The sequence below is a fragment of the Candidatus Tumulicola sp. genome (assembly GCA_036490475.1).
Classification (GTDB): domain Bacteria; phylum Vulcanimicrobiota; class Vulcanimicrobiia; order Vulcanimicrobiales; family Vulcanimicrobiaceae; genus Tumulicola.
Genome location: DASXDT010000005.1, coordinates 458,665 through 482,869 on the forward strand (window position 1 = coordinate 458,665; position 24,205 = coordinate 482,869).

Here is a 24,205-nt window from a genome sequence, read left to right on the forward strand (position 1 = left end):
AGAGATAGCCCATGTATGTAGCGCGATCGGCACAACAGGTTTTGAGCATCGCGGCCGCGGCCGCGCTTCTGGCGGGTTGCAGCAACGGCGCAACCCCGCAACTCGCTCCGGGAGCGAATTCGGCGGACGGCGCGACCGGCATCCTGCATAACGGCCGCGTTGTTTCAACCTCGATCCTCGACCCGAAGGTCGCGCTCCGCAAGAGCGATATCTCGAAGTCGCACCCTCTTCACGGAAAGATCGACGCCAGAACCAAGACGTTCTGGATCAGCGATGCCGGGGACGACGCCGTCCAGATCTTCACTTTTCCCTCCGGCACCTATCTCGGCTCAGCTCCGCAGCCGCCGGAAGGTTTCTCGGAACCGCAAGGCATGTGCTCGGACAAGAACGGCAACGTGTTCGTTGCCAACACGGTAAACAGCACGATCGACGAGTACGCCGCCAACGGTACGTTCGCGAAAGCACCGTCGGACCCGGGTGAGTACCCCGCCGGCTGCGCAGTCGATCCCTCGTCCGGTACGCTCGCCGTTTCGAACCTCATCAGCACCAGCGACAACGCCGGCGGCATCAGCCTGTACAAAAACGCCTCGGGTAGCCCTCAGCAGTTAATCGATCCGAACATGTTCGAAGTAGTCTCCATCGCCTATTACGGCAAAACTGGAAAACTCTATTACAGCGGCTCCTCGAACAACTCGTTCCACGCAATTATCGACTCATACATAAATGGTAAGTTCAAAGTCTTCATAGGAAACACAACATCGATCGCCCACGGCAACGTCGCCTGGGCGAGCGCGACCAAGAGCCTGCTCATCGGCGGCCAGGACACGTCCTACCTGCAGGTTAGAGCTAACCGCAAAGTAATCGGCAAAACAAAGCTTTCGTGTAAGTCTGGCTACTGCGACGTCGTGCAATTGACGGTGCAGGGCAAGTATATCGTCGCTCCTGACGCTGAGTCGCTCGATGCAGCGGTGTACCCGTACCCGGCCGGCGGCGCCCCCCTCGTTACCGTCACCGGTTTTGGCCAGCCGATCGGCTCGGCCGTCAGCTCGGTCGAGAACTAACACATGGATTCACAATCGGCAAAGCACGTTCTGAGCATCGCGGCGGCGGCCGCACTTCTTGCAGGTTGCAGCAGCGGCGCAACTTCGCAACTCGCTCCGCGTGCTAATTCAGCGGTTGGCGCGACCGGGGTTATGCATAACGGCCACGTCCTTACGACCTCGATCCTCGACCCGAAGGTCGCGATCCGTAAGAGCGACCTCTCGAAGTCGCACCCTCTTCACGGAAAGATCGACGCCAGAACCAAGACGTTCTGGATCAGCGATGCCGGGGACAACGTAGTTCAGGTGTACTCCTATCCCTCCGGCACCTATCTCGGCTCAGCTCCGCAGCCGCCGGAAGGTTTCGCGGAACCGCAAGGCATGTGCTCGGAGAAAAACGGCAACGTGTTCGTTGCCAACACGGAAAACAGCACGATCGACGAGTACGCTGGAAACGGCACGTTCATGCAAGCACTGTCGGACCCGGGTGAGTACCCGGCCGGCTGCGCAGTCGATCCCTCGTCCGGTACGCTCGCCGTTTCGAACATCATCAGCACCAGCGACAACGCCGGCGGTATCAGCCTGTACAAAAACGCTTCGGGTAAACCGCAGCAGCTGACCGATCCGAACATGTTCGAAGTGTTCTTCATCGCCTATTACGGTAGCACGGGAAAGCTTTACTACAGCGGCTTCAATAACTCGTTTTTTCCGGAGATTAGCTCGTACGTGAAGGGTAACTTCAAGCCGTTCATACTGGAGGGCTACACGCTTGGCTTCGCGGGAGCGGTCGCGTGGGCATACAAGACGAAGAGCCTGTTGATCGGCGACCAGGACGCGCCGAACGGCCCGGCCTTCTTGCAGGTGAGGGCCAACGGCAAAGTGATCGGCATCACCCGACTGTCGTGCTCCTCGGGCTACTGCGACGTCGTACAACCGACGGTGAACGGTAAGTACCTCATCGCTCCGGATGCCGAATCGGTCGTCGCCAGTGTCTTTCCGTACCCCGCCGGGGGCGACGCTCTCGTTACCGTCACCGGCTTTGGCCAGCCGATTGGTTCGGCGGTAAGCTCCGTCTTAAGAGTAGAAAATTGACATATGCATCCAGCACAATCGGCAAAGAACGTACTGAGCATCGCGGCGGCGTCCGCGCTTCTCTCAGGTTGCAGTAGCGGCGCGGCCTCGCAACTCGCTCCCGGTGCGAATTCGGCAGTTGGTGCAACCGGAATAACGCATCACGGCCATGTATTTACAACGTCGGTCCTTAACCCGAAGTTCCCGCGCCGCGAGAGCAATACACAACTGCGCACGCATCCGCTTCACGGCAAGATCGCGGCAAACGTCAAGACGTTGTGGCTTAGCGACTCCGGCGTTAACGACATTCAGATCTACACCTTTCCGTCCGGCACCTACATCGGCACGGCTCCCCCGCCTCCCGAGGGTCTCTCGGAACCCCAGGGCATGTGCTCGGACAAAGCCGGCGACGTGTTCGTTACGAACACGAATAAAAGCACCATCGACGAGTACGCCGGCAACGGCACGTTCATGCAAGCGCTGTCGGATCCGGGTGAGTTCCCTGTCGGCTGCGGCGTCGATCCGGCTTCCGGTACGCTCGCCGTTTCGAACATCATTAGCACGAGCGACAACGCCGGCGGTATCAGCCTTTACAAAAATGCTTCGGGTAGCCCGCGGCAGTTTACGGATCCGAACATGTTCGAGGTTTTCTCGATCGCCTACTACGGCAGCACGGGAAAGCTCTATTACAGCGGTTTCGACAACTCGTTCGACGCGGCCATCAGCTCATACGCAAATGGTACGTTCAAAATCGTCACGCTGAATGGCGCAACGATCGGCTTCCCGGGCACCGTCGCCTGGGCGAACAAAACCAAGAGCCTGGCCATCGGCGACCAAGGCACGTTCACCGGCCCGACCTTCTACCACGTTAAGGCCAACGGAAACGTGACCGGTTCGACCGTACTCGCGTGCGCGTCGGGCTATTGCGACGTTCCTCAAGCAACGGTAAAAGGTAAATATATCGTTGCTGGGACCGGCGTGTTCGCGTACCCGGCCGGCGGGAACCCCTTGTTTATCATTAGCACCGGCCTCGACGAGGGAATCGGTTCGGCCGTGAGCGTCGTCAAGCAGTAACGCTTATCGCGTCAGGCTTTACGCCACACCAAACGGTTCGAACTGCCCCAAATCTCGGGCGGTAGCGTACGAATCGTCAGCGTGTTGCCGGTTAGCGTAAACTGGCGCTCGAGCGTCGTCCCCACCAAGTTTGTAAAGACGCTAACTTCGACGTGATGAAAGACGCGATCGCCACGTATTTCGAACCGGCCGGCGTACGACAGAAAGTTGGCGAGCGATTCGGTGATGTCCTGACGGCTCGACGACGATCCGTCCGGCGCCGGCAGCGCGGCCCGATGGACGCCCATGAGCGTGGCCGACATACGCCCGTCGGCCGTGTAGATCAGATAGCCAACCGGATTTGGACCGAATCGCGGTTTCTGCGTCCCGCCTGGTTCGTCGATCACGAACGTCTCGAGCGCCCACGCGCCGATCAATGCTGCCGGCGGCGCGGCCATTGCCGGCGCGACGGCTGCAGGAGCGGCGGTCGCTCGGACGATGCTCGCGGCGGCGGTCGCGACGCCAAATGACGCGGCTGTAGCGAATAGGCGCTTGCGTGATAGCTGCATGCGAGATCCTCGACGGTTAAATGGAGCCGTTGACGAGGATTGAACTCGTGACCTCCCCCTTACCAAGGGGGTGCTCTACCACTGAGCTACAACGGCGGTGTTGGAGCGGGCGGCGGGAATCGAACCCGCGACTCTTGCTTGGAAGGCAAGGGCATTACCACTATGCAACGCCCGCGGTATCATGGTGGGCAGGGCTGGATTCGAACCAGCGTAGCGCTTTCGCACACCAAGTTTACAGCCTGGCGCCATTAACCACTCGGCCACCTACCCACGAATCGCTCACCAGGCTACGCTATTGCGCGACCGGAGTCCTCGAAAGAACGAAAAAACCCGTGCTCTCACCAACATCTCACCCGTGTCGCGAGGCAGTCGGCACACGACGCGCAATACGGACGTACGTCGACGTACGCAAGGAGAAGTGCGGATACTAGCCCGGTGTCGGTTGATCGCACTGAGTGCGGTGCTCGCGTTTGGCGCGTGCACCGGGCACCATTTTCCTATGCAAGCCTTGCAAGCCGCTCCCGGCGACGAAACGGTCGGCGACGCAGCCGCAATCGTGGCGCACAGCACGACCGATTCCGACGTCACGGCCATCGCGCTCAATGCCGCGAATGCCTTCGGCGCTCCGTTACGCAGCCTCTCCGACGGCGACGGCTTCTGGCCGCTGCCCGCAACGGCTGCCGTTCCGAACGATGTCTGCCACGACGGCGTCGAGTCGTTCGTACCCGATCGCAGTGGAGATCCTGACTCGCAGGAAGTCGCGCAATATTACGACCGTCGTTGTACCAACCCGGCGCGCGTCAGCGTGTACGTGCGGCGTAACGCGTCCGGCGACAGCGAGACCATCGATCGATCGACCTGGATCTACGCTCGCGATACGATCGCTCCAGTCGCGCTGCGCGATAGCGTTACCGTGATCACCAACGCCATTTTCGCTCCGACCGGACAGCCGATCGCAAGCGACGGATTCATCTTGACGACGTCGACCCGCTTAACCGTGGGAAGCCGGCTACAGTCCGTGTCGGGATCCGAGGAAATCGCATTACGCGGCTCCCCGAGACGGTGCGATGCATCCGCCGGCTACGACGCTGCCGGAATTCCATCGCTCGATGCAACGTTCGGCTGGCAAAGCGCATCGATGGATCAAACCGCACAACGGGTCATCTCACCCTTGCGTGGCCGGACCGTCGTTTCGTCGAGTCAAATCGGCAGGCTGTACGTCGGGCCGATCGGATCGTTATCGATCGCTGGAGGAACGCTGCAACCCACCTGCCCGATCGCCCATCCGGCATACGCACTCACCGGCGGCACGTTGAGCGGCACGTTTAAAATGGCCGCGGAGGCCGTCTTCCGCAACGGCCGGCTGGCAGCGCTGCGTGTTCCGGCGGCGTCGATGAGCGGCGGTTACCGCTTCGATGTGTGGACGGATTCAGCAACGCCCGGAGCGCGAGGCGAGCGCCGCGTGCAAGCCGTTCTCACCGACGCTCGATCGCGTGTCGCTGCAATCGATGCCGACCGTTTCGGCGATGGTGTTATGACCGTAACGGCGACCGGCGAAGAGTATCGCTTGATCGATTGGACCGTCGTTCGGTAGGGGTCGCTCCCCACAAGTGTGAAGACGGCGGCCGTACGCCGACGTGGCTGAGCGGTTGAAGGCGCGTGATTTGTAATCACGTCCGAAAGGCATCGCCGGTTCGAATCCGGCCGTCGGCTAACGAAAAACGTCTCCAGCATATTGGAGACGTTTCGTTACAACGACCGTGACATACGAGCTATTTCATCGTTACTGAAATTCGAATTCGGCGAGATTTTTTTCGATCTTGCGCTTAACGCGCTGCAACGCATTATCGATCGACTTCACGTGGCGTCCCAGATCGCGCGCCATCTCCTGGTAGCTTTTGCCTTCCAGATACGATTCGAGCACTTGCGATTCGAGCTCCGATAGATTCTGCCGGATACGCTGGCGAATGTCGTCGGACACTTCTTGCGTGACGACCAACTCTTCGGGATCCGACGTCTTCTGCGACGCCATGACGTCGAGTAGCGTGCGTTCGCTGTCCTCATCGTAGATCGGCTTGTTCAGCGAGATGTACTGATTGAGCGGAATGTGTTTCTGACGGGTCGCGGTTTTGATCGCGGTAATAATTTGTCGCGTGATGCACAGTTCGGCGAACGCGCGGAAACTCGAAAGCTTGTCGGCTTTGAAATCGCGCACGGCCTTGTACAGGCCGATCATGCCTTCCTGAATGATGTCTTCGCGGTCTGCACCGATCAAAAAATAGCTCTTGGCCTTTATACGGACGAAATTTTTATACTTGTTCAGTAAATATTCCATCGCGAGGTTGTCGCCCGTTTTGGCGATCGCGACGAGGTCCTCGTCGACGCGCTCGTGATAGTCCAGTCCATCCGAAACGGGCTGGGTCATTGCCATGTTTATTTGTCTACCTTCCGGGGATCGTGTCAAAGGATAGTATAGGAGGCCCCCCCTCCATCGTCAACTATGTCGCTCGTACCGCCTGTCGCCGCTGGCGCAGGGTCTCGAACAGCAAGATACCGGTCGCAACCGACGCATTAAGCGACCCAAGCTTGCCTTTCATCGGGATCCGCAGCAAATAATCGCACTCCCGGCGGACCAACTGCGAGAGGCCGTCGCCCTCGGCGCCCACGACGATCGCCAAATCGCGATCCAGATCACCCTCGTTCATGGCGGTGGGCGCGCCGGCGTCGGCTCCCACCACCCAGATGCCGGCCTTCTTGAGGGTCCGAACGGCAACCGCTAGATTGCCGACTCGGGCGACGGGGACCCGGGCGGCTGCGCCGGCGGCGGCTTTGCGCACGGTCGCATTGATGCTGGCCGACCGCCGGTCGGGCAAAATCATCGCATTCGCCCCGGCACACTCCGCCGTTCGCAGAATCGCCCCGACGTTATGCGGGTCGGTCAGGTGATCCAGCACGACGAACAACGACGGCTCGTCTCGCTTACGCTGCGCCAGCACTTGGTCGAGCGTTGCGTAGGCGAACGGCTCCGCCAGCGCCACAACGCCTTGGTGGGCGCGAAACGGGATGCGCGTAAAGAACTCGCGCGGTTCGAACGCGACCTCGAGGTCCTCCTCGGCCGCTCGGGCTAAAAGATCGCGCACGGCCGGATCCCGTCGCCGGTCTTCGGCCACGTGCAGCTCGCGGAGGCGTTCGCCGGCGGCCAGCGCCTCGGCGACGGTATGAATCCCGTACAGCGCGTCGTCCAGGTCGAACGGCGGCCGGGGAAGGCGGCGCCGGTTTATCCCGCGGCGGTCCACGTCGTTCCGTCCTTCGAATCTTTGAGCACGACGCCGCACATCGCGAGCACGTCGCGCAGTCGATCCGACTCCGCCCAGTTCTTATCCGCCCGCGCTCGGCTTCGTAATACAACGATGCGCTCGACCGCAGCCTGGCGCGACGCCCCATCGACGAGCGCCAAGAGGTCGGATGGAAGTCGGTCGATCAAATCCGACGGCAGTTCGATCGGCGCTTCGTTGAGCCAGCGATCGTCGGGTGCGAGACCGATCAGCGTCAACAGATAGGCGAACTCATAGGCGGTCGACGCCGAACCGGCTCTGGCTGCGGTCGCTTCGGCATTGGAGGCAAAGTCCAAGATTACCGCCAGCGCCGCGGACGTGTTCATGTCTTCGTCGAGTTCGGCCTCGACGCGCTGCACGTAGCCGGTCGCATGCAGATCCGTCGGTTCCGGTTTGCCCGCGGCCATTAGCAAACGATAGGCCTTCTTCACTTGGCGCAACGTCACGGCCGCCGCACCGACGGACTCTTCGGTAAAGTTCTTGACCTTCGAGTAACTGGTTTGCAACAACGATAACCGGATGGCCAGCGGATCGTGCCGTTCGAGCAAGTCCGATAGCGGTTCGTAGTTGCCTAGCGACTTCGACATTTTCTTGTTTTCGAACAATAACAGCCCGCCGTGGAGCCACATATTGGCCATCGGCGGATGCGGCATTAACGGTTCGCTCTGCGCGATCTCGTTCTCGTGATGCGGAAAAATCAAATCGGCTCCGCCGCCGTGAATGTCGAATCCCAGCCCTTCCGGGTCCAGCAACGCCCGCGACATCGCCGAGCACTCGATGTGCCATCCGGGACGTCCGTCGCCGTACGGCGCGAACGGCCATTTGGGCTCGCGCGGCTTGGCAAATTTCCATAGCGCGAAATCGAGCGGATCGTCTTTTGCTTCGTCGACTTCGACGCGTGCGCCGGACTCGAGCTCGCCGATGTTGCGATTCGAAAGCGCCCCGTAGCGTGCGAACGACGACACCCGGTAATAGATTCCGTCGCGCGCAACGTAAGCGTGATTCGCCGCGATCAACCCTTCGATCGCCGCTTGGATCTCGGCGATGTAGTGCGTCGCATACGGCTCCTGATCGAACTCCATCACGCCCAGCTTGCGCATCGACGCTTTAAAATCGGCGTAGTTGCGATCGATGATTGCGTGATAATCTTCGCCGTTTGCGTTGCCTTCGGCGATGCTTCGATCGTCGATGTCGGTGACGTTTTGCACGTACGTCACCGCGTACCCGCGATGGGTTAGATACCGCCGCAACAGATCGAAAAAAAGAAACGAGCGCGCGTGTCCAAGGTGTGCCCGCGCCGACGGCGTGAGACCGCAAACGTAGATCCGGGCTTGGCCGTCGCGGAGCGGCGCGAACGTTTCGACCGTTCGCGTCCGTGAATTATAGAGTTTCAGATTACCCAGCTCCAAGCTTCATCCGAGCGTTCGTTTCCTTCGAGCTCGTCGATCCGCCGTTCGAGCGTTTCGACGGTGCGTTGCAGTCGCGAAATCGCGTCCATCGTCACGTCCGGCATTTCCACTCGCGGCCGGTCCGAAACAACTCGCACGGGCTTGCCATCTTGTGCGACGATGCGCGCCGGGACGCCCACGACGGTTGCATTCGCCGGCACGTCTTTGACGACGATCGATCCGCCGCCGACTTTTACGTTGTCACCTAGAACGATCGCGCCCAGCACTGCAGCGTTGACGCCGACCACGACATTGCGCCCTAAGGTCGGATGGCGCTTCCCGTGTGTGAGACTCGTACCGCCCAACGTGACGCCCTGATAGATCGTGCAGCCCTCGCCGATCTCGGCGGTCTCGCCGATCACGACGCCCATGCCGTGATCGATAAAAACGCCGTGTCCGATCTTCGCGCTCGGATGGATCTCGACGCCGGTCAGAAAGCGGACGATTTGCGAGAGGAAGCGCGGCAACACCGGAACGCTTCGTATCCTATAGATGAAACGATGAGCTACGACGGCATGGAACCCCGGATACGACAACAGAACGTCGAGCGGCCCGCGGGCCGCCGGATCGCGCATGAGTGGAGCTTCCAAGTCGCCTCGCAGCGTGTCCCAAATCTGCGACATACTCGATTTAGTCTAACCCGGCCCGTCAACGGCTGGATTCCGGTCTGCGTCCGAAGGCGCACCCCGCCCTCGGATCGGCGCGAACGGCGCGCCATCCGGCCCTCGCTCGATCGGCTTGAGGCCGCGCCCATGTAGCAGCTTGGAATTGACCGCGCCGACCCGCATCAGGATTCGGTCGTGCCCGAGCAACGGAAACAGCAGTTCCAGCGGCGGTCCGTCGGTCGTTCCCGTCAGCGCCATGCGTACGGTCGATCGCGCGTCCGCCAAGGACAAGCCGAACTCGTCGGCGATCGCCGCCAAGTCGTGCTCTAGGGGCAGATCGCGTAATTCCGGCTGATGATCGACGTACTGACCGACCGAATCCAGAAAAAATAGCACGTCGCGGGAGCGCAACCGCTCGAGTTCGAGCGCCGGAATCATACACGCTTCGGCACGCAGCGCTTCTACCGCAGGACGTGCTTGTTCTGCCGTCGTCAAACCGTCTCCGTATGCAACGAGGAACGAATCGATCCAGCGGCGCGCCGCATCGGGTACCGATTCTTCGAGAACGCCCCAACGCTGCATCGCTGCCGTCAGATCTTCGGCGGATAGATTCATATCGAACGATCCGGAGCCAAAACGGAAGCGACCGCGTAGGCACAAATGCCGCTGCCGTCCCCGGTGTAGCCCAGGCCTTCGCTGCTTTTTGCTTTTATGCTCACGTCGTCGATGGCCAAGCCGATGCGCGAAGCGACGTTGGCGCGCATCTGGGCGACGAACGGCGCGAGCTTCGGACGATCGACGACCACCGTCGCGTCCACGTTCACTGGGTCGAAGCCGGCCTTGCGCAACGTCTGCGCGCACGATTGCAGCATCAACATCGAGTCGGCATCTTTCCAACGCTCGTCACCGGCCGGAAACGTTCCGCCGAGGTCGCCGAGGCACGCCGCGCCGAGCAGCGCATCCGAGATCGCGTGCGCCAGCACGTCGGCGTCCGAATGTCCGAGCGCACCGCGTTCGAACGGAACGTGGACGCCGCCCAGCATCAACGCGCGTCCTTCGACCAGCGGGTGGGCATCGAAACCGTGTCCGGCGCGCGTTAATCGCACGAGCGGCGACGCTCCGACAGCACGGCTGCGGCGCGCGACGCGTCGGCCGGCACCGTGACCTTGAAGTTTTCGTCACTCGCCACAACGGCGAAGACGTCGAGCCCGATCGCTTCGAGCAGCATCGCGTCGTCGGTTGCCTGCAATTCGTTTTCGAGCGCGTGTTGGTGGGCGCGTCGCAAATCGTCGCTCCACGCAAACTGCGGCGTTTGGGCCGCCCGCAATTGTTCGCGATCCAGCGTTTGCACGATGCGGCCGTTTTCGTCGACCACCTTGACCGTGTCGACCACCGGAGCCGCCAACAGGGCTCCGCGGCCGGGTCGCACCATCTGCATGCCGGCGCGCACGTCTTCCGCACGAATCAGTGGGCGGGCTCCGTCGTGGACGAAGACGCCGTCGCAGTTCGCGGGTACGGCTGCCAGGGCGCGATACACGCTTTGCTGGCGAGTGGCTCCCCCCGCAACGATGCGCACGTCGCGGTCTGCGGCGATCCGATTGCAGAGTTCTCGCATTCGGTCGAGCCACACGGGTTCGGTGGCGACGACGAGGGCTCCGACCTCAGGCATGCCGGCAAACGTTTCGATCGACCAGCCCGCCATCGGCAAGCCGGCGAGATCCCAAAATTGCTTGGGCGTACCAAAACGCGTTCCGCTTCCGGCAGCAACGACGACCGCCGCCCAACGCGCTACGGACGCTTCGATTCGTAGCCCCCGTCTCGTTTGGCGCGCGCGAAGATCATTCGTCCGGCGACGGTTTGCAATACGCTCGTCACGATCACGTCGACCTCTTCGCCGATCAATCGGCGTCCGTGTTCGACTACGATCATCGTGCCGTCTTCGAGGTAGCCGACGCCTTGATGCGGCTCTTTCCCCTCGCGGATCACTGCGACGTGCATTTCTTCACCCGGAAGCACGACCGGCTTTACCGCTTCGGCCAGCTCGTTGACGTTGAGCGAACCGATGCCTTCAACGCGCGCCATCCGGTTGAGATTGTAATCGTTGGTAATCAGTTTCGCGTTGAGCTCTTGCGCCAGACGCACCAATCGCGCATCGACGTTGCCCGCGCCCATATCGTCGTAATCGCGTTCCGAAATTTCGACCGCTGCGATTTCTTGCAACCGGGTCAACACATCGAATCCGCGCCGGCCGCGCGCACGTTTGAGCGCGTCGACCGAATCTGAGATGGCTTGCAACTCGCGCACCACGAAGCGCGGCACGATCAATCGCCCATCTAAAAAACCGGCCTCGACGATCTCGACGATCCGTCCGTCGACGATCGACGACGTGTCCACCAGCTTGGGCGCGACGTCCGATGCCGTAGCCACCGGCACCGGAGGCACCGGGACGATGCGAATCTTCGCCCCGATCCGCGTGCCCAAATAGGCCGCGAAAATCGTTACGATGAGATACAGTACGATCGCGATGTAGGTGCCGGATTTTCCCATGCCCGAAACGATTTCGAAGACGATGCTCTTGATCAAAAACGCGACGATCAAGCCGACGATCAAGCCCCCCGCACCGCCGGCGATTTCGGCCGGTGAAAAACGGTCCATGGCGCGCTCGGCCGATTCCAGCTCGCCCTCGAACAGGCTGTGAGCGAACGGCGCCAGGAGAGCACCGAGCACCGCACCGACGACTGGCGAACCGATCAGTAGCGTCAGTTGCAGGCCCTCGTTGGCGAAGTGCGGCGCCAGTATATGCTCGTAGACCTCGCGACCCAGCAAAAAGCCGGTCACTCCAAAGGCTACGATGAACGCCGCTCGCAGCAGCGTCCCGGGTAGTGTCATCGTCAGTCGAATGTTACGAACGCTCCACAGACTTCGTTTGCCAAAAACCGTCCCCGCTCCGTTAACCGCATGCCGCCGGCGGCCCGCTCGAGCAGGCCGTCGCCCGCGTAGCGGGTCAGGATCGAGGCGTAGTGTCGCTCTACGTCTACCCCATAGCGTCGTCGGAAATCCTCGAACGCCACGCCATCGGAAGTCCGCAGGGCCAACATGATGGCCTCGCCGGCGCGGCGGAAACCGGTAAGGCACTCGCTGTCGGCCGGCACTTCTCCGTCTCGTTCCAACGCTTCGACGTATTCATCGAACGAGCGCGTCGCCGTCCGGCGCACGCCCCCGCGATAGGACGCCGCCCCGACTCCCAGTCCTAGATACCCGCCGTTGGCCCAATAGTTCTGATTGTGGGCGCAGCGGTGGCCGGGCCGGGCGAAGTTGCTGATCTCGTAGTGCTCGAATCCGGCGACCGCTAGCTCGTCGATCGCGATTTGATACAATTCCGCCTCCGCGGTGTCGTCGAAAAACGCTCTGGGTTCGCGTTCCAACCAACGTTCGAACGGCGTTCCCGCTTCGACCGTCAGCCCGTAACACGATACGTGGTCGACGCCGGTTGCGATCCCCGCTCGCAACGATCGTCGCCAACTTTCGGGCGACTGACCGGGCACGGCGAACATCAAGTCCAGGGAAACGCTTTCGATTCGGGCATCGCGCGCCTGCCGCACTGCCTGCACGACATCGTTAACATCGTGCTTGCGCCCGAGCGTCGCGATCTCGCCCGCCTCGAAGGACTGGACTCCGATCGACACGCGCGTGATACCGGCCGAATGATAGGCCTCGAAATCTCCCTCGACGACGAGTTCGGGATTGACTTCGATCGAGGCTTCGCCGAACGGACCGAAGCGCTGCGTCAGCCGGTGTAGGAGTTCGACGACATCATCGGCTGCATACGCGTTCGGCGTTCCGCCGCCCAGAAATAGCGTCGTCGCGCGTTCGGCCGGCGCGCGGTCGATCTCGCGATACAGCGCGTCGAGGTAGCGGCGAGCGCGCGTCGCCCGCCACGGCCACTTCGCAAAATCGCAATACGGGCAAAGATACGGACAGAACGGTAGGTGTACGTAGACGCCCGGCATGCCGGGCCTTACGGTTGCGCGACGCAGTAGCCCAGCGCGCCTAGGCCACCATGCGTCGCAATAACCGGACCGGCTTCCCAGACGTCGAGTTTGGCCGGCGTCACGCCATTCAACCGTTCGCGTAGCTGCGCCACGACCGATTCGGCCAGTTCCGGCGCGCCGACATGGACGATCGCGAAGCGCGCTTCGTTGGGATTTGAAACGGCGCCCATCATGAGGTCGAGTGCGGTCTCGCGAGCACGTGCGAACGTGCGCACCTGCGCTTCGGCGACGATCGAACCTTCTTTAAGCGCAAGCACCGGGACGACTTTCATGAGCGTACCCAACGCTGCGCGTGCGCGTCCGATGCGCCCGGTACGCTGCAGGTGCGAGAGGTCCGCAATCAAGGCGTACAATCGCTGCGACGCACGCCAGCGATCCAACGCGGCCACGATCTCGTCGATCGTCGCGCCGGCGCCGGCCAACTCTCGAGCGTACAGCACCATCATTCCTAAACCGCCCGCGACGCTTTGCGAATCGTACGCAACGATACGCGATTGCGGAAACGAACCCGCCGCCGCTTTTGCGGAGTTTAGCGTTCCGGAAAGCTGCGACGAGATCGTGATGCACAGGATGTCGTCGCCGGCTTCGGCTACCGGCGCGAAGACGGATTCGAACATCGCAGACGTCGGTTGAGAAGTCGTCGGTAGCACCGCTTGCGTTTGCAACATGCGATAAAATTCTTCGCGCGATAGGTCGACGTAATCGCGGTAGCTACGATCGCCGAAGACGACGAAGAGCGGAACGACGGCGATCCCGGCGGCAGACGCCGTTGCGGGATCGATATCGGAGGTTGAGTCGGTGACGATCGCGACCGCCACGCTAGGCTTCGAGCGCCCCGTGTCCGGCGACCATCATGTCGCTGATCTTGCCGATGACGTCGTGTTCGACTTCTTGCACCGCCGCCATCGTCGCGTGTTTGATCGCGCGCCGGCTGGCGCGCCCGTGTGCGACGATGCAGTTGCCGCGCAATCCGAGCAGCGGCGCGCCGCCGTAGGTATCGTAATCGAAACGTTGTCGCAGTCCGTGTAATGCCGGCGCGAGCATTGCCGTTCCGAGTTTGGTAATCAGGTTGCCGCCGAGGAGCGTTTCGCGCATGACGTCGGCCAGATCGCCGATCATGCCTTCGCCGACTTTCAACACGACGTTGCCGACGAAGCCGTCGGTGACGATCACATCGGCGATGTTGTGAAACAAGTGCCGGCCTTCGACGTTGCCGATGAAGTTGACCGGAGCCATCTCAAGCAGTTTGGCCGCTTCGAGCGCGAGTTGATTGCCTTTGCTGCGCTCCTCGCCGACCGACAATACCGCGACCCGCGGATTTGGGACGTTGAGGACGGCGCGCGCGTATGCCGAGCCCATGATCCCGAACTGTTCGAGCCATTCCGGCCGGCAATCGACGTTGGCTCCCGAGTCCAGCAGCACGGTCGGCCCGTTCAAAGCGGGCCACACGGTCGCGATGGCCGGTCGCGATATTCCGACGATCGTGCGCAATTTGATCAAAGCGATGGCCAGAAATGCGCCGCTGTTTCCGGCCGATACTACGGCGTCGGCCTCCCCGCGTTTGACCAGATCCACCGCGACACCCAGCGACGTGCGTTCTGCCGAACGCAGCGCAGCCGACGCGTGCTGATCCATAGGAACGGATTCCGGGGCGTGGACGACTTGAATGAGATCGGCGCCCGGACCCTGCAGAAGCGGCCGCACGCGTTCCTCGTCGCCGACGACCAGAATGTCGGCGCCCGCCTCGACGGCCGCCATGACGGCACCGGCAACGATCTCTTCGGGGGCATGGTCGCCCCCCATCGCGTCGACCGCGATGCGCGGACGCTTACTCATCCAGCGACAACCAATATTCGGCGTGCTTCATACCGCCGTAGTAGTATTCGACACTCGCGTCCGGAAATGTTGCCTGCACTTCGGCGGCCAATTTTCGCGCGTCTTTTTCGCGCTGCGCGTTGCCGTAGTAGAGGGTCACCAGCCCACCGCGAGCCGCTCCCATACGGGCCAACGTTTCCAACGCCACCTCAGCGACCGAGTCGGCCGCGATCAGACCGCCGTCGTACCATCCTGCCGGCTTACCGTTGCGAACGCTGACGCCCTCGATGGTTGAGTCTTTGCCGGCGAAAAACACCCGCGCTGACGAAACGCGCCGAGAGGCGGCGGTCAGCGTCTGCTCGTCCGGAATGCCGTGGGGAGAGGATTGCAGCGCGAACAAACCGGCGATGCCTTCGACGACGTCACCGGTTGGCACGATGCGAACGCGCTTGCCGGTGAGGCTCGGAACCTCGCGCGCCGGCAGCACCGCGTTGGCATCGTTCACGAACAGAATCACGTCATCGCTCAAGCACTTGTTAACCGCCAGGAGCAAGTCGCGAACGCTCGGCGTTTTCACACCTTGCACCACGACTTCGGCGCCCAGCTCTCGTACGATCCGCGCAAAGCCTTCGCCCGGGACGACGGCGACGACCGACCGCGCTGGAGGTGGTTCGTCGGTCACCAGCAGCGTATGCTGGCGTTCCATATCGTCGACTTTCACTCGCGTCAACGTGCCGTGTTTGCGCGCGATCTCTTGCACGCGCTCGGGATCGTCGGTGTGCACGTGGACCTTGATCGTGGGTATCGCGCCGACCACTAACAACGATTCGCCACGCGGTTCGAGCAAGCGCCGCAGTTCGAGCGGCGCGATAGTCGCGGATTCGAGGACGAACTCGGTGCAATACTTGTTCTCGCCCACGTGCTGCGACGGTGTAAACGCTCCGCGTCCGCTCGGGCGCCGCGGAAACGCGGTGGCGCGCACGCGCTCGTCGGGCAAGAAGCGGAGAATGCCCTCGAGGAAATAGACAAAACCCGCTCCGCCGGCATCGACCACTCCGGCTTCGGCCAACATCGGCAATTGCTCCGGCGTCCGGTCGAGCGCTTCGTTTGCGGTGCGCAGCACCGAGGTCAGCAGCCGGTAAAAGTCCGGTTCGTGCAGCGCGGCGTGATAGGCGGCTTCGGCCGCCGCGTCGGCCACCGAAATAATCGTTCCCTCGACCGGGCGCACCAGCGCGTTGCGCGCCGCCGCCACGCCCTCGCGCATGCCGGTAGCCATCATGAACGTGTCGATCTCGGTGCGATTGCGCACGTGGTGGGCAAAGCCGCGCAGCATCTGCGACGTAATGACGCCGGAGTTGCCGCGGGCACCCATCAGGCTGCCCTCGGCGGCACGCGCTGCCACCTTGCCGAGCGGCTCACCACGGCCGTTCCCGGCCGCCAGCGAGGCGGAGCGCAGCGTGAGATACATATTGGTCCCAGTGTCGCCGTCCGGAACGGGAAAGACGTTGAGGTCGTTCAGGACCGGCCGGTATTTCCTGAGGAAGTAGGCACCCGCGGCCAGGAACTTTGCGAACCCGCGGCCGTCTAAGGCGGTTACGTCCACGGCGGGCCGTCTTTCGGAGGCCGGAAAAGAATCCTTGCTCGGCGCGCCCGGGCGTGATACCATCCGGAGGTTGTGCTCGAGCGCCCGTCGCTCCGACTGTTACGACATTTATCTCATCGAACCGATAAAGGAATCTCTTCCATGGCAAAGCGTTGTGAAGTCTGCGGCAAAGGCCCCATGGCCGGTAATAACGTCAGTCACGCCATGAATAAGACGCGTCGCCGCTGGCTGCCGAATTTACAGTCGGTCAAAGTCGACGAGCAGGGCACGCATCGCACCGTCAAAGTGTGCACGTCGTGTCTGCGTTCGCGCCGCGTGACGCGCAAAGCCTAATCGGCTTCTTCCTCAGCCGGGAATCCCTCAAAGCCGCCCAACGCGTGGGTGATATCGCGCGGCTCGAGGGTTATCATGAATTCCAAGCGCGCGTGTGACGCCTCGATGCTCTTGATGAGCGCGGCGCACAAAACCGGTCCCCGCCGGGTCGGCGCGAACGAGAGCGTAAACAATCCACCCGCCAATGAAAACGACGCCTGCGGCCCGTTGCCGGAGTTAATCCGCGACAGATAAATTCGTAACGCGCGCAGATCGCGTTCGCGAATACGCAGGTCGAAGTCGCCACGCATCGGGCCCGCCCGGACGCGCGCCGCACACTCCAGTACATCCAGACCATGCGGTGCCGCAACCTGCGGTGTCGCATAGCCGCCGGCGACGATCGCCACGTGCGCGCCATCTTCGGGGCCGATTCGTATCTCGGTCACGCCGTCACGTTCGCGAAATGGTCCCAACCGTCAGCGGACAGCGGCGCGCCCTCGAACTCGACCGACGGATCGTCACGAAGCGTTCCAATGCGGTGCAGCGCCCGGCCGAACCGCCTTTCGAAACGCTCCGCCAGCCGGCGATACGCTCGTGCGCGAACCGCCAGCAACAGCTCGAACTCTTCCCCGCCCGCCAGCGCGTAGCGCCGCGGGTCGACTTGTAGGCTCTCGGCCGCTGTCCGAGCGGACGGATCGACGGGAACGTCCTCGATGTTCGCGCCGCAGCCGGATGCACGCGCCAAACGCGCGACGTCGGTCGAGAGCCCGTCCGACAGGTCCATCATGGCCGCCACGGCCCGATCGGCGCCAAAGAATCGGCCCTCGGCCACGCGTGCTTGCGGCCGCCGGAACGCATCGAGCGCGCGCTTGGCTTGCGCATCGGAAAGCGCGACCGCTCCGCGGGCTGCATCGAGTCCGGCGCGTGCGGCGCCCAGCGCGCCGGTAACGCACAACACGCATCCCGGTCCGCCGCCGCCGCGGGTTTTCAAATTCGATGGACGCACCTCGCCGGTCGCGGCGATCGCGACGGTCCACACCGGAGCGCGCGACAAGTCGCCGCCAACGATCGCGATCGTAGCGGCACGCGCCGCCTGAGACAATCCATCGTACAGCTCCAGCACGTCGTCCACTCCGGCCGTCTCGGGAACGCCCAGAGCGACCGTCGCCAGAACCGGACGCGCACCCATCGCAGCGACGTCGCTAACGTTGGCCGACATCGACCGCCAGCCGGCGTCGTTCAACGACATCAAATGTTGTGCGAAATGCACGCCTTCGACCAGCATGTCGGTCGTTATCACGCTGCGATGCGAACGCGACGGCTGCCAAACGGCCGCGTCGTCGCCGATGCCGATTCGAACGGCGCGGATGCGTCCGCCTCCGAGCAACGTTGCGATCGCGCCAACGATGTCGTCCTCACGCACCGCGCGCAATTGCGCCGGGCGTTCGAGCGCCGTCACGGCAACAGCGAGCGGAGGTAGCGCACTTCGGCGCCCGGATCGGGCGCATCGAACACGGCCGATCCCATGACGATCGCGTCCGCTCCCGCTTCGGCGACTTCGCGAACGTTCGAGCGTCCGACGCCGCCATCGACTTCGATCAACGCCGCCGACCCGCGGCGATCGATGAGTTCGCGCGCCTGGCGAATTTTTTCCAGCGATCGCGGAATGAACGACTGTCCCGAAAAGCCCGGATTAACGCTCATGATGAGCACCGTGTCGCAATCGTCGACGATGTCTTCGAGCATCGCGACCGGCGTTTGCGGACAGAGCGAAATGCCCGCCTTAGCACCCAACGACCGGATGTGCGTCAGCAGACGCTGTGCGTGCCAGGTCGCTTCCAAATGGAACGTGATGCGATCGCAACCGGCCGCGCGAAAATCGTCCACGTACCGCTCCGGTTCGACGATCATCAAATGGGCGTCGAACACCGCGGTGCTGAGTTTACGCAGGTCGCCGACGATCTTCGGCCCCCACGTGATGTTCGGAACGAACCGGCCATCCATCACGTCGAGATGCAGAAATTCTGCGCCGGCGTCGACCACCGACGTGATTTGCTCGGCAATGCGCGAGAAATCCGCCGACAAGAGCGAAGGCGCGATACGGACCCGGCTCACGGCGAACTCGACGGCACGGCGCGCGGCGATCCCGATGGCTTCGGCGTCACCGCTTTCTTGCCGTAGACCACTGCTGGCTCTCTTCCCAGCCGTTGCTCTGCCACGAGTTGATCGTTCACGTACATGTCCACCACCGACGTTCCAACCGCAGTAACGTTGAAGTCAAGTTTCTGGCCGGGCTGGGCGAACGCGCGAAACAAATCGTATTTACCGGTTGCGTCGGTCACGGTTAGCCGCAAGTCGACCGGCTGCGAAGCGGCGTCGTTTCCGGCCGGCGGCACCGACACCAGCAATCGGACTTGACGTAACACGTAGCCCGATTCGAACGGCCCTGCGCTCACCTGCAACGAGACCGGTTCGAACGACGCGATCTTGGAATTTGGAGCCGGAATTTGCCGCACGACCGCGCCGTGCGGCGGACCGGAAGGCCCCAACGGCGTCCAAACGATTTGTCCGAGTTTGATACCGGAACGCGTTGCGAGGTCGCGCGCATCGTCGATCGTCAAGCCTGTAAACGTTGGAACCTGCAGGGCAGAAAGGCCTCCGCGGCTGACGACGAGATCGACCGAATCGCCATCGTCGACGTCGGTCAGCGGCACCGGGTTCTGCGAAACCACGTGCGCTTCTGGGACGATGTCGCTTTTTGCGTACGTGATCTTGCCAATTTTCAAACGCGAGCGCGACAGGTCTAACTGCACTTCGCGCATCGATTGATAGCGCAGATCCGGCATCAATCGATTGACGATTCCGTCGCTAACCACGAACGAAATCTGGCGCCCTTCGCGGGCCTGATCGCCGGCCGACGGCCGTTGCATGATGACGACGCCCTTCGGGTAGCGATCGCTGGTGGTGTGATCGACCACCGACGACGAGAGTTTGAGCCGCCCAATCTCCGCGTTGGCATCGGTGAGCGTTTGCCCGACGAACGATGGGATCGTGACGGCCGTCGATGGCGGAATCAAGAAATCGTGAATCTGCCGGGCGAACCACACCACGACCGCAACGAAAATCGCCAGCACGACGCTGAAAATCCAGTCGCGGGATCCCAAGCGGCGCGTCGACTCGCGCTGCTCGCTCAGGCTAGAGCCTGACTCGCGCTGCTCGCTCAGGCCAACGCCTCCAACGTCACGTTTGCTTCATCCAAATTGCTGAAGAACCGCTGGATGTCTTCGTGATCGTCGAGAGCTTCGAGAAACGCTAATGCTTGCGCGAGCGCTTCTCCATCTAACGCTACTTTGGTTTTGGCTCGAACTCCTAAATAGAGGTCGACGATCCGCATACCGCCGTTCGTCAACGAATCGCGAACGCCGGCTAACATCGTTGGATCGGTATACACCGTCGACACGTCGGCATCGTACTCGAGATCCTCGACGCCATCGACCAAACATGCGTCGGTAAATGCATCTTCCGATTTGCCGCCCGACTGCACTTCGAGAACGCCGACGGCTTCGAACATCCAACCGACGCTGCCGGTTTCGCCCAGCATTCCGCCCTGTTTCTGAAAGAGAAAACGCAGCTCGCCGGCCGTACGATTGCGATTGTCGGTTGCCGCATCGACTACGACCGCCACGCCGTGTGGGCCGTAACCCTCATAGCGCAGCTCCTCGATTTCGCGTTCGCCGGACTGCCCCGAACCGCGTACGATCGCGCGTTTGATGTTGTCTTGGGGCATATTGAACTCGCGGGCCTTTTCGACGGCCATTTTCAGGCGGTAGTTGGCCTCGGGGTCGGGCGACCCGCTGCGGGCGGCGAGGATGATCTCTTTGCTGAGCTTACTGAAGAGGGCGCCGCGCTGCGCGTCGACCTTACCCTTCTTCAGGCGGATATTGTGCCACTTGGAATGTCCCGACATCGTCGCTCCTCGCCTTCGCTAGCCGGGCCCGATGATCCACTTGCCGATCCACATGCGCTGATTCCACTGGTTCCAAGCGATCCCGTGCGCCGAAAGAATCGGGTAAAAATAGATAAACGCCCCGACCACGATCGTCACGTAGGCCGCCACGGCAGCCCCGCCTAGCCATTTATCGTGTTCTTCGGGCCGTTTCAAACCCCATTGCCAGATGCGCTGGAGTACGATCGCGTTACATAGACAGATCAGCGGAATATCGACGTAAAAATGGTATGCGAAGGTGATACGCGGAGACTTGATCCAGGGCAGCCACTGCAGCAAGTAGGTCAGCACGATCAAGGCATAAGCCTTGTTGCGTTCTCGCCATGCCAGCACCGCGACGAACGGAACGCAGATCAACCCGAACCACAAAATCATCGGGTTGGGCATCGACGTTATTTCTTCGATGCAACAGCCTTTCGGATTTTGTTGGTCGTGGCGCTTGTCCTCATAGAAATATGCGACCGGGACGTAATCCAGCGGCCATTCAAACCATTTCGACGAGTACGGATGGGTCGCGACGAGTTTATCGTGATACTCGAACATCGAGTACTGCCGGTAGACGACGTCGTTGAGACTATGCACCTCGTTCGGATCGGGCGAGTGACGCGCTAGATCCGGAAGCCATACGAGTGCGTACACGGTTGCCGAGATCAACACGATCGTCACCAACGCCGCATCCAGACGGAAGCCGCGCGGATTGCCCCACAGCAGTGGCCGGCGTTGCCACACGAGGCCCTGCATCGCGACGGCGATCAATACCAGGAAACTTACGCCGAAGCCCATCACGCCGTACCACTTGCTGCTCACCAGGCAGCCTAGCGCCACGGTAAAGAGCACCAGCCATAGCGTCGACGCTCGTCCCGACTCGGTTCCGGTCTGGGCCGAGATCGCGTCGTTCGCGTAGGTCGCGGCACCCGCCGGCGTCGCGTAACGTACGCTCGGATCGCGGCGATATTCGATGTGTAATTCGTTGTCGTCGTAGGTCAGCACGCCGCCGCGATTGCTCGAGCGCGCGCCGCGAACGATCTTGCCGCGATCGTCGATCGTCCCGCCGTCGGGTGCGTACACGACCGTTTCGCCTTTGTCGGTCAACGCGTAGGATCCGTCAGCGAACGTCTGCTCCCGGCCAGCGCCGAATTTCCGCTCGAGAGCGAAGAAACGAATTGCGAGATAGGCCGCGCACGCGATGTAGAGCGTGACCAGCACGGTCGACGCCGTGTCGAACGCAAAGATGATGTGCCCGAGGAACGCAACGATGAGCCCCGCGACGAACGAGGCGCCGGCGGCGGCTGCGAACGCCCACTGCGGAACCGGCACGTGGCGGCGTTCGCTGACTTGCGAGGCCAGCCAAAAACGATAGAATGCGTAGGTTGCCAGCGTCGCGAAAAAGATGACGAAGCCTTCGGGTGTTGCGATGCGGGACTGCACGAAGTGCATGCCGTCGCAGGTCAGCAGCAGCGCCGCGATTCCGGCAAACACCGTCGAACCGGTAACGCGTTTGGCAAAAATGTAGAGCAGCATTACGACGAGCGCGCCGAACACCACGTCCAGAAAGCGCCAGCCATACGAATTGTCGCCGCTGCTCATATGGCCGAGCAGGCCGTTCAAGAACGTCCAACCGCCCACTCCGTGGCCGTGCGGCATGCCGCCGAACAGCATCATCGACAGCGTCACCAGTAGCTTGGTGAGCGGCGGATGCGTGTTTTCGTAGATGCGCAGGTTTTGCAGATACTCTTCGCCGGCGCGAGCGAAGTAAATCTCGTCGAACACTTTGTCGGCCGGATACCAATAGTTGACGAACGACAACACAAAGCTAACGAGACCGAGTGCGCCCATCACGATGTAATCGATCGGCGCGCGCATCCCGGTCAGTCCCTCGCCGGGATCGAACCACCGGCGTGCACGCGTTCGCCCGATCGGCTCCGAGCCGGCGTCGCGTTCGACCGGCGCCTTTCCGATATCGGGAGCGACAACGCTCGGGTTTTCGCCGCCCAGAAATTGGTAGCCGAGCCAAAAGAACGTGCCGACGGCCAACAGTGCAAAGACCGTCGTTCCGGGGCCCCACAAATTTTGTGCATCGGCGCCGGCGATGTGATTCTGCATCACGTTGAGATACTGGAGCGAGTATTGCAGGTTGGCGAACAGCACCACGGTGAGAGCCACCGCGCCCCACATATAGCGAGCGGCGAACGGTATGCAGGCGATCGTAAACAGCAAGCCGTCGAACGAATAGCGTTCGTGCATGCGCGTCGACAGCACGAAAAATGCCAGCGTCGCGATGGCACAGCTCTCGAGCAGCGCGCGCGACGTCTTCGCCTGGATGTAGCGCCACACCACCAAACCCAGCGCCGCAACCAGCAAAATCAAACCCCACAGGTATTGGGGGCCGAGCGAGAGGCCGCCGAACACGGTGATCGGCGTCGTGTCTTGCTGCCAGAAGGGTCCGCGAATCGCCCACAGATTGAACGCATTGACCGTATTGAACGGGTAAACGTTCGAGCCATACTGATAACGTCCGAACAGCCACGTCAACGCTTCGACCGGATTGCTGGGATGGAATGGTTCGGTAAGCGCGACCGCCAGCACCAAACCCGCAGCGATGCCGATCGCGCTTGCGATGACGCGCGAACGGCGCCGGGCCGGATCGACGAACGCGAACGCCAGCATGATCGGCAACACCACCGCGGCCTGCGGCTTGATCAGCAGCGAATAGGCGATGACCGGCCATGCCGCGACGGTCCACCAACTGATGCGATCGGGCGCATCGTCGTCGGAACGTAATAGGCAGTAGATGGCCAGCAATGCCAAACCGGCAGCGACCGAGTCGACTTGTCCCCACGCGGCGGAGTTGTAAATGACCGCCGGGTTGAGCAGATACAATGCCGCCGCACCCAACGCCCAGCCGGTGGATGCGAACCGCCGCGCGACCGCATAGAGCAACACTCCGACGCACGCATCCGCAACGATCGCCGGCAGCTTGACCAGCAGTTTGAGCACGGTATAATGCCCGGAATCGCCGGTCTTGAAGAACGTTTCCCACACGTGCCCGAGCAACGCGAGCACGTAGAAATAGCCAGGCGGATAATCGGCAAAGCCGGCGTTGGAATAAAAGTTCGCGAAGCCGTGTTCGGCCAGCGAGATCGCCCAGAACTCGAACGTGGAGATATCGGTTTGGAAGCCATCGTTCGGAACCAGTACGAGCCGCAACACGAGTCCGCCGGCGACCAAGGCCCCCAGAATCCAAGCGACGGAGTTCGAGCGCTCGGGGATCCGGGCGTTCGCGGTTGCCTTCAAGC

General features: G+C 62.0%; 24 protein-coding genes and 4 tRNA genes. 6 read left to right on the forward strand and 22 right to left on the reverse strand.

What is annotated here, in order from left to right:
• Positions 1-11 precede the first annotated feature (11 nt).
• Genes VGF98_05745 through VGF98_05755 form a run of 3 tightly spaced genes read left to right on the forward strand, consistent with a single transcriptional unit; the run spans position 12 to position 3,185 of the window.
• A complete protein-coding gene (locus VGF98_05745) occupies positions 12-1,061 on the forward strand; it encodes a hypothetical protein (protein ID HEY1681118.1) in 1,050 nt (349 codons plus the stop codon).
• Positions 1,062-1,064: 3 nt separating this feature from the next.
• On the forward strand, positions 1,065-2,132 hold the full coding sequence (locus tag VGF98_05750; GenBank protein HEY1681119.1) for a hypothetical protein: 1,068 nt from the start codon (positions 1,065-1,067) through the stop codon (positions 2,130-2,132).
• A 3-nt stretch (positions 2,133-2,135) separates the two neighbouring features.
• Entirely contained in the window at positions 2,136-3,185 is a 1,050-nt protein-coding gene (locus VGF98_05755; GenBank protein ID HEY1681120.1) for a hypothetical protein, read from the forward strand.
• An 11-nt stretch (positions 3,186-3,196) separates the two neighbouring features.
• On the opposite strand, the gene VGF98_05760 is transcribed toward VGF98_05755, so the two are convergent.
• From VGF98_05760 to VGF98_05775, 4 genes are all read right to left on the reverse strand, one after another.
• Positions 3,197-3,733, reverse strand: a complete 537-nt coding sequence (locus tag VGF98_05760; protein ID HEY1681121.1) for a lipocalin-like domain-containing protein — start codon at positions 3,731-3,733, stop codon at positions 3,197-3,199.
• A gap of 21 nt (positions 3,734-3,754) precedes the next feature.
• Positions 3,755-3,829: transfer RNA gene (locus tag VGF98_05765), tRNA-Thr, on the reverse strand.
• A gap of 5 nt (positions 3,830-3,834) precedes the next feature.
• Positions 3,835-3,908: transfer RNA gene (locus VGF98_05770), tRNA-Gly, on the reverse strand.
• A 7-nt stretch (positions 3,909-3,915) separates the two neighbouring features.
• A tRNA-Tyr gene (locus VGF98_05775) sits at positions 3,916-4,003 on the reverse strand.
• Positions 4,004-4,175: 172 nt separating this feature from the next.
• Here VGF98_05775 and VGF98_05780 point away from each other — a divergent pair.
• Positions 4,176-5,327 (forward strand): hypothetical protein, encoded by a 1,152-nt coding sequence (locus VGF98_05780; protein HEY1681122.1) that lies wholly within the window; start codon positions 4,176-4,178, stop codon positions 5,325-5,327.
• A 37-nt stretch (positions 5,328-5,364) separates the two neighbouring features.
• Positions 5,365-5,446: transfer RNA gene (locus VGF98_05785), tRNA-Thr, on the forward strand.
• Positions 5,447-5,516: 70 nt separating this feature from the next.
• Here VGF98_05785 and sigH read toward each other — a convergent pair.
• From sigH to VGF98_05845, 12 genes are all read right to left on the reverse strand, one after another.
• Entirely contained in the window at positions 5,517-6,158 is a 642-nt protein-coding gene (gene sigH, locus VGF98_05790; GenBank protein HEY1681123.1) for an RNA polymerase sporulation sigma factor SigH, read from the reverse strand.
• 73 nt (positions 6,159-6,231) lie between these two features.
• Complete coding sequence (gene rlmB / locus VGF98_05795) at positions 6,232-7,029, reverse strand: 23S rRNA (guanosine(2251)-2'-O)-methyltransferase RlmB (protein ID HEY1681124.1); 798 nt, start codon at positions 7,027-7,029, stop codon at positions 6,232-6,234.
• A complete protein-coding gene (cysS, locus tag VGF98_05800; GenBank protein ID HEY1681125.1) occupies positions 7,011-8,477 on the reverse strand; it encodes a cysteine--tRNA ligase in 1,467 nt (488 codons plus the stop codon). Before cysS ends, rlmB begins: the two co-directional genes overlap by 19 nt.
• A complete protein-coding gene (cysE, locus tag VGF98_05805) occupies positions 8,459-9,139 on the reverse strand; it encodes a serine O-acetyltransferase (GenBank protein ID HEY1681126.1) in 681 nt (226 codons plus the stop codon). Before cysE ends, cysS begins: the two co-directional genes overlap by 19 nt.
• 12 nt (positions 9,140-9,151) lie before the next feature.
• A complete protein-coding gene (locus VGF98_05810) occupies positions 9,152-9,736 on the reverse strand; it encodes a hypothetical protein (GenBank protein HEY1681127.1) in 585 nt (194 codons plus the stop codon).
• Positions 9,733-10,227, reverse strand: a complete 495-nt coding sequence (ispF, locus tag VGF98_05815; GenBank protein HEY1681128.1) for a 2-C-methyl-D-erythritol 2,4-cyclodiphosphate synthase — start codon at positions 10,225-10,227, stop codon at positions 9,733-9,735. The genes VGF98_05810 and ispF overlap by 4 nt, the downstream gene beginning before the upstream one ends.
• Positions 10,218-11,024 carry a 2-C-methyl-D-erythritol 4-phosphate cytidylyltransferase gene (gene ispD, locus VGF98_05820; protein ID HEY1681129.1) on the reverse strand — a complete coding sequence of 269 codons (807 nt, stop codon included), beginning with the start codon at positions 11,022-11,024 and terminating at the stop codon, positions 10,218-10,220. The genes ispF and ispD overlap by 10 nt, the downstream gene beginning before the upstream one ends.
• Positions 10,910-12,010 (reverse strand): TRAM domain-containing protein, encoded by a 1,101-nt coding sequence (locus tag VGF98_05825; protein ID HEY1681130.1) that lies wholly within the window; start codon positions 12,008-12,010, stop codon positions 10,910-10,912. The genes ispD and VGF98_05825 overlap by 115 nt, the downstream gene beginning before the upstream one ends.
• A 2-nt stretch (positions 12,011-12,012) precedes the next feature.
• Positions 12,013-13,131, reverse strand: a complete 1,119-nt coding sequence (hemW, locus tag VGF98_05830) for a radical SAM family heme chaperone HemW (protein ID HEY1681131.1) — start codon at positions 13,129-13,131, stop codon at positions 12,013-12,015.
• Positions 13,132-13,139: 8 nt separating this feature from the next.
• Complete coding sequence (locus tag VGF98_05835; GenBank protein HEY1681132.1) at positions 13,140-13,991, reverse strand: DegV family protein; 852 nt, start codon at positions 13,989-13,991, stop codon at positions 13,140-13,142.
• A 1-nt stretch (position 13,992) separates the two neighbouring features.
• Positions 13,993-15,009 carry a phosphate acyltransferase PlsX gene (gene plsX / locus VGF98_05840; protein HEY1681133.1) on the reverse strand — a complete coding sequence of 339 codons (1,017 nt, stop codon included), beginning with the start codon at positions 15,007-15,009 and terminating at the stop codon, positions 13,993-13,995.
• Positions 15,002-16,591 (reverse strand): DAK2 domain-containing protein, encoded by a 1,590-nt coding sequence (locus VGF98_05845; protein HEY1681134.1) that lies wholly within the window; start codon positions 16,589-16,591, stop codon positions 15,002-15,004. Before VGF98_05845 ends, plsX begins: the two co-directional genes overlap by 8 nt.
• A gap of 141 nt (positions 16,592-16,732) precedes the next feature.
• On the opposite strand from VGF98_05845, the gene rpmB reads away from it, so the two are divergent.
• Entirely contained in the window at positions 16,733-16,924 is a 192-nt protein-coding gene (gene rpmB / locus VGF98_05850) for a 50S ribosomal protein L28 (GenBank protein ID HEY1681135.1), read from the forward strand.
• Here rpmB and VGF98_05855 read toward each other — a convergent pair.
• The 6 genes from VGF98_05855 to VGF98_05880 are packed head-to-tail and all read right to left on the reverse strand — an operon-like array spanning position 16,921 to position 24,203.
• Positions 16,921-17,349 carry a hypothetical protein gene (locus VGF98_05855; protein ID HEY1681136.1) on the reverse strand — a complete coding sequence of 143 codons (429 nt, stop codon included), beginning with the start codon at positions 17,347-17,349 and terminating at the stop codon, positions 16,921-16,923. The two genes, rpmB and VGF98_05855, sit on opposite strands and share 4 nt — an antisense overlap.
• Positions 17,346-18,362, reverse strand: a complete 1,017-nt coding sequence (gene thiL, locus VGF98_05860; protein ID HEY1681137.1) for a thiamine-phosphate kinase — start codon at positions 18,360-18,362, stop codon at positions 17,346-17,348. The genes VGF98_05855 and thiL overlap by 4 nt, the downstream gene beginning before the upstream one ends.
• Complete coding sequence (gene rpe, locus VGF98_05865) at positions 18,359-19,018, reverse strand: ribulose-phosphate 3-epimerase (GenBank protein HEY1681138.1); 660 nt, start codon at positions 19,016-19,018, stop codon at positions 18,359-18,361. Before rpe ends, thiL begins: the two co-directional genes overlap by 4 nt.
• A complete protein-coding gene (locus tag VGF98_05870) occupies positions 19,015-20,067 on the reverse strand; it encodes a PASTA domain-containing protein (GenBank protein ID HEY1681139.1) in 1,053 nt (350 codons plus the stop codon). The genes rpe and VGF98_05870 overlap by 4 nt, the downstream gene beginning before the upstream one ends.
• A 56-nt stretch (positions 20,068-20,123) precedes the next feature.
• Positions 20,124-20,870: a YebC/PmpR family DNA-binding transcriptional regulator gene (locus VGF98_05875; protein HEY1681140.1), complete on the reverse strand. Its 747-nt coding sequence runs from the start codon at positions 20,868-20,870 to the stop codon at positions 20,124-20,126.
• An 18-nt stretch (positions 20,871-20,888) separates the two neighbouring features.
• Positions 20,889-24,203: a phospholipid carrier-dependent glycosyltransferase gene (locus VGF98_05880; GenBank protein ID HEY1681141.1), complete on the reverse strand. Its 3,315-nt coding sequence runs from the start codon at positions 24,201-24,203 to the stop codon at positions 20,889-20,891.
• Positions 24,204-24,205 lie beyond the last annotated feature (2 nt).

Bases quoted from the DNA above. Each gene is read 5' to 3' on its own strand.
- VGF98_05745 (HEY1681118.1), top strand. From the start codon at position 12: ATGTATGTAGCGCGATCGGCACAACAGGTTTTGAGCATCGCGGCCGCG.
- VGF98_05750 (HEY1681119.1), top strand. From the start codon at position 1,065: ATGGATTCACAATCGGCAAAGCACGTTCTGAGCATCGCGGCGGCGGCC.
- VGF98_05755 (HEY1681120.1), top strand. From the start codon at position 2,136: ATGCATCCAGCACAATCGGCAAAGAACGTACTGAGCATCGCGGCGGCG.
- VGF98_05760 (HEY1681121.1), bottom strand. From the start codon at position 3,733: ATGCAGCTATCACGCAAGCGCCTATTCGCTACAGCCGCGTCATTTGGC.
- sigH (HEY1681123.1), bottom strand. From the start codon at position 6,158: ATGACCCAGCCCGTTTCGGATGGACTGGACTATCACGAGCGCGTCGAC.
- cysE (HEY1681126.1), bottom strand. From the start codon at position 9,139: ATGTCGCAGATTTGGGACACGCTGCGAGGCGACTTGGAAGCTCCACTC.
- VGF98_05810 (HEY1681127.1), bottom strand. From the start codon at position 9,736: ATGAATCTATCCGCCGAAGATCTGACGGCAGCGATGCAGCGTTGGGGC.
- VGF98_05825 (HEY1681130.1), bottom strand. From the start codon at position 12,010: ATGACACTACCCGGGACGCTGCTGCGAGCGGCGTTCATCGTAGCCTTT.
- hemW (HEY1681131.1), bottom strand. From the start codon at position 13,131: ATGCCGGGCGTCTACGTACACCTACCGTTCTGTCCGTATCTTTGCCCG.
- plsX (HEY1681133.1), bottom strand. From the start codon at position 15,009: ATGAGTAAGCGTCCGCGCATCGCGGTCGACGCGATGGGGGGCGACCAT.
- rpmB (HEY1681135.1), top strand. From the start codon at position 16,733: ATGGCAAAGCGTTGTGAAGTCTGCGGCAAAGGCCCCATGGCCGGTAAT.
- VGF98_05875 (HEY1681140.1), bottom strand. From the start codon at position 20,870: ATGTCGGGACATTCCAAGTGGCACAATATCCGCCTGAAGAAGGGTAAG.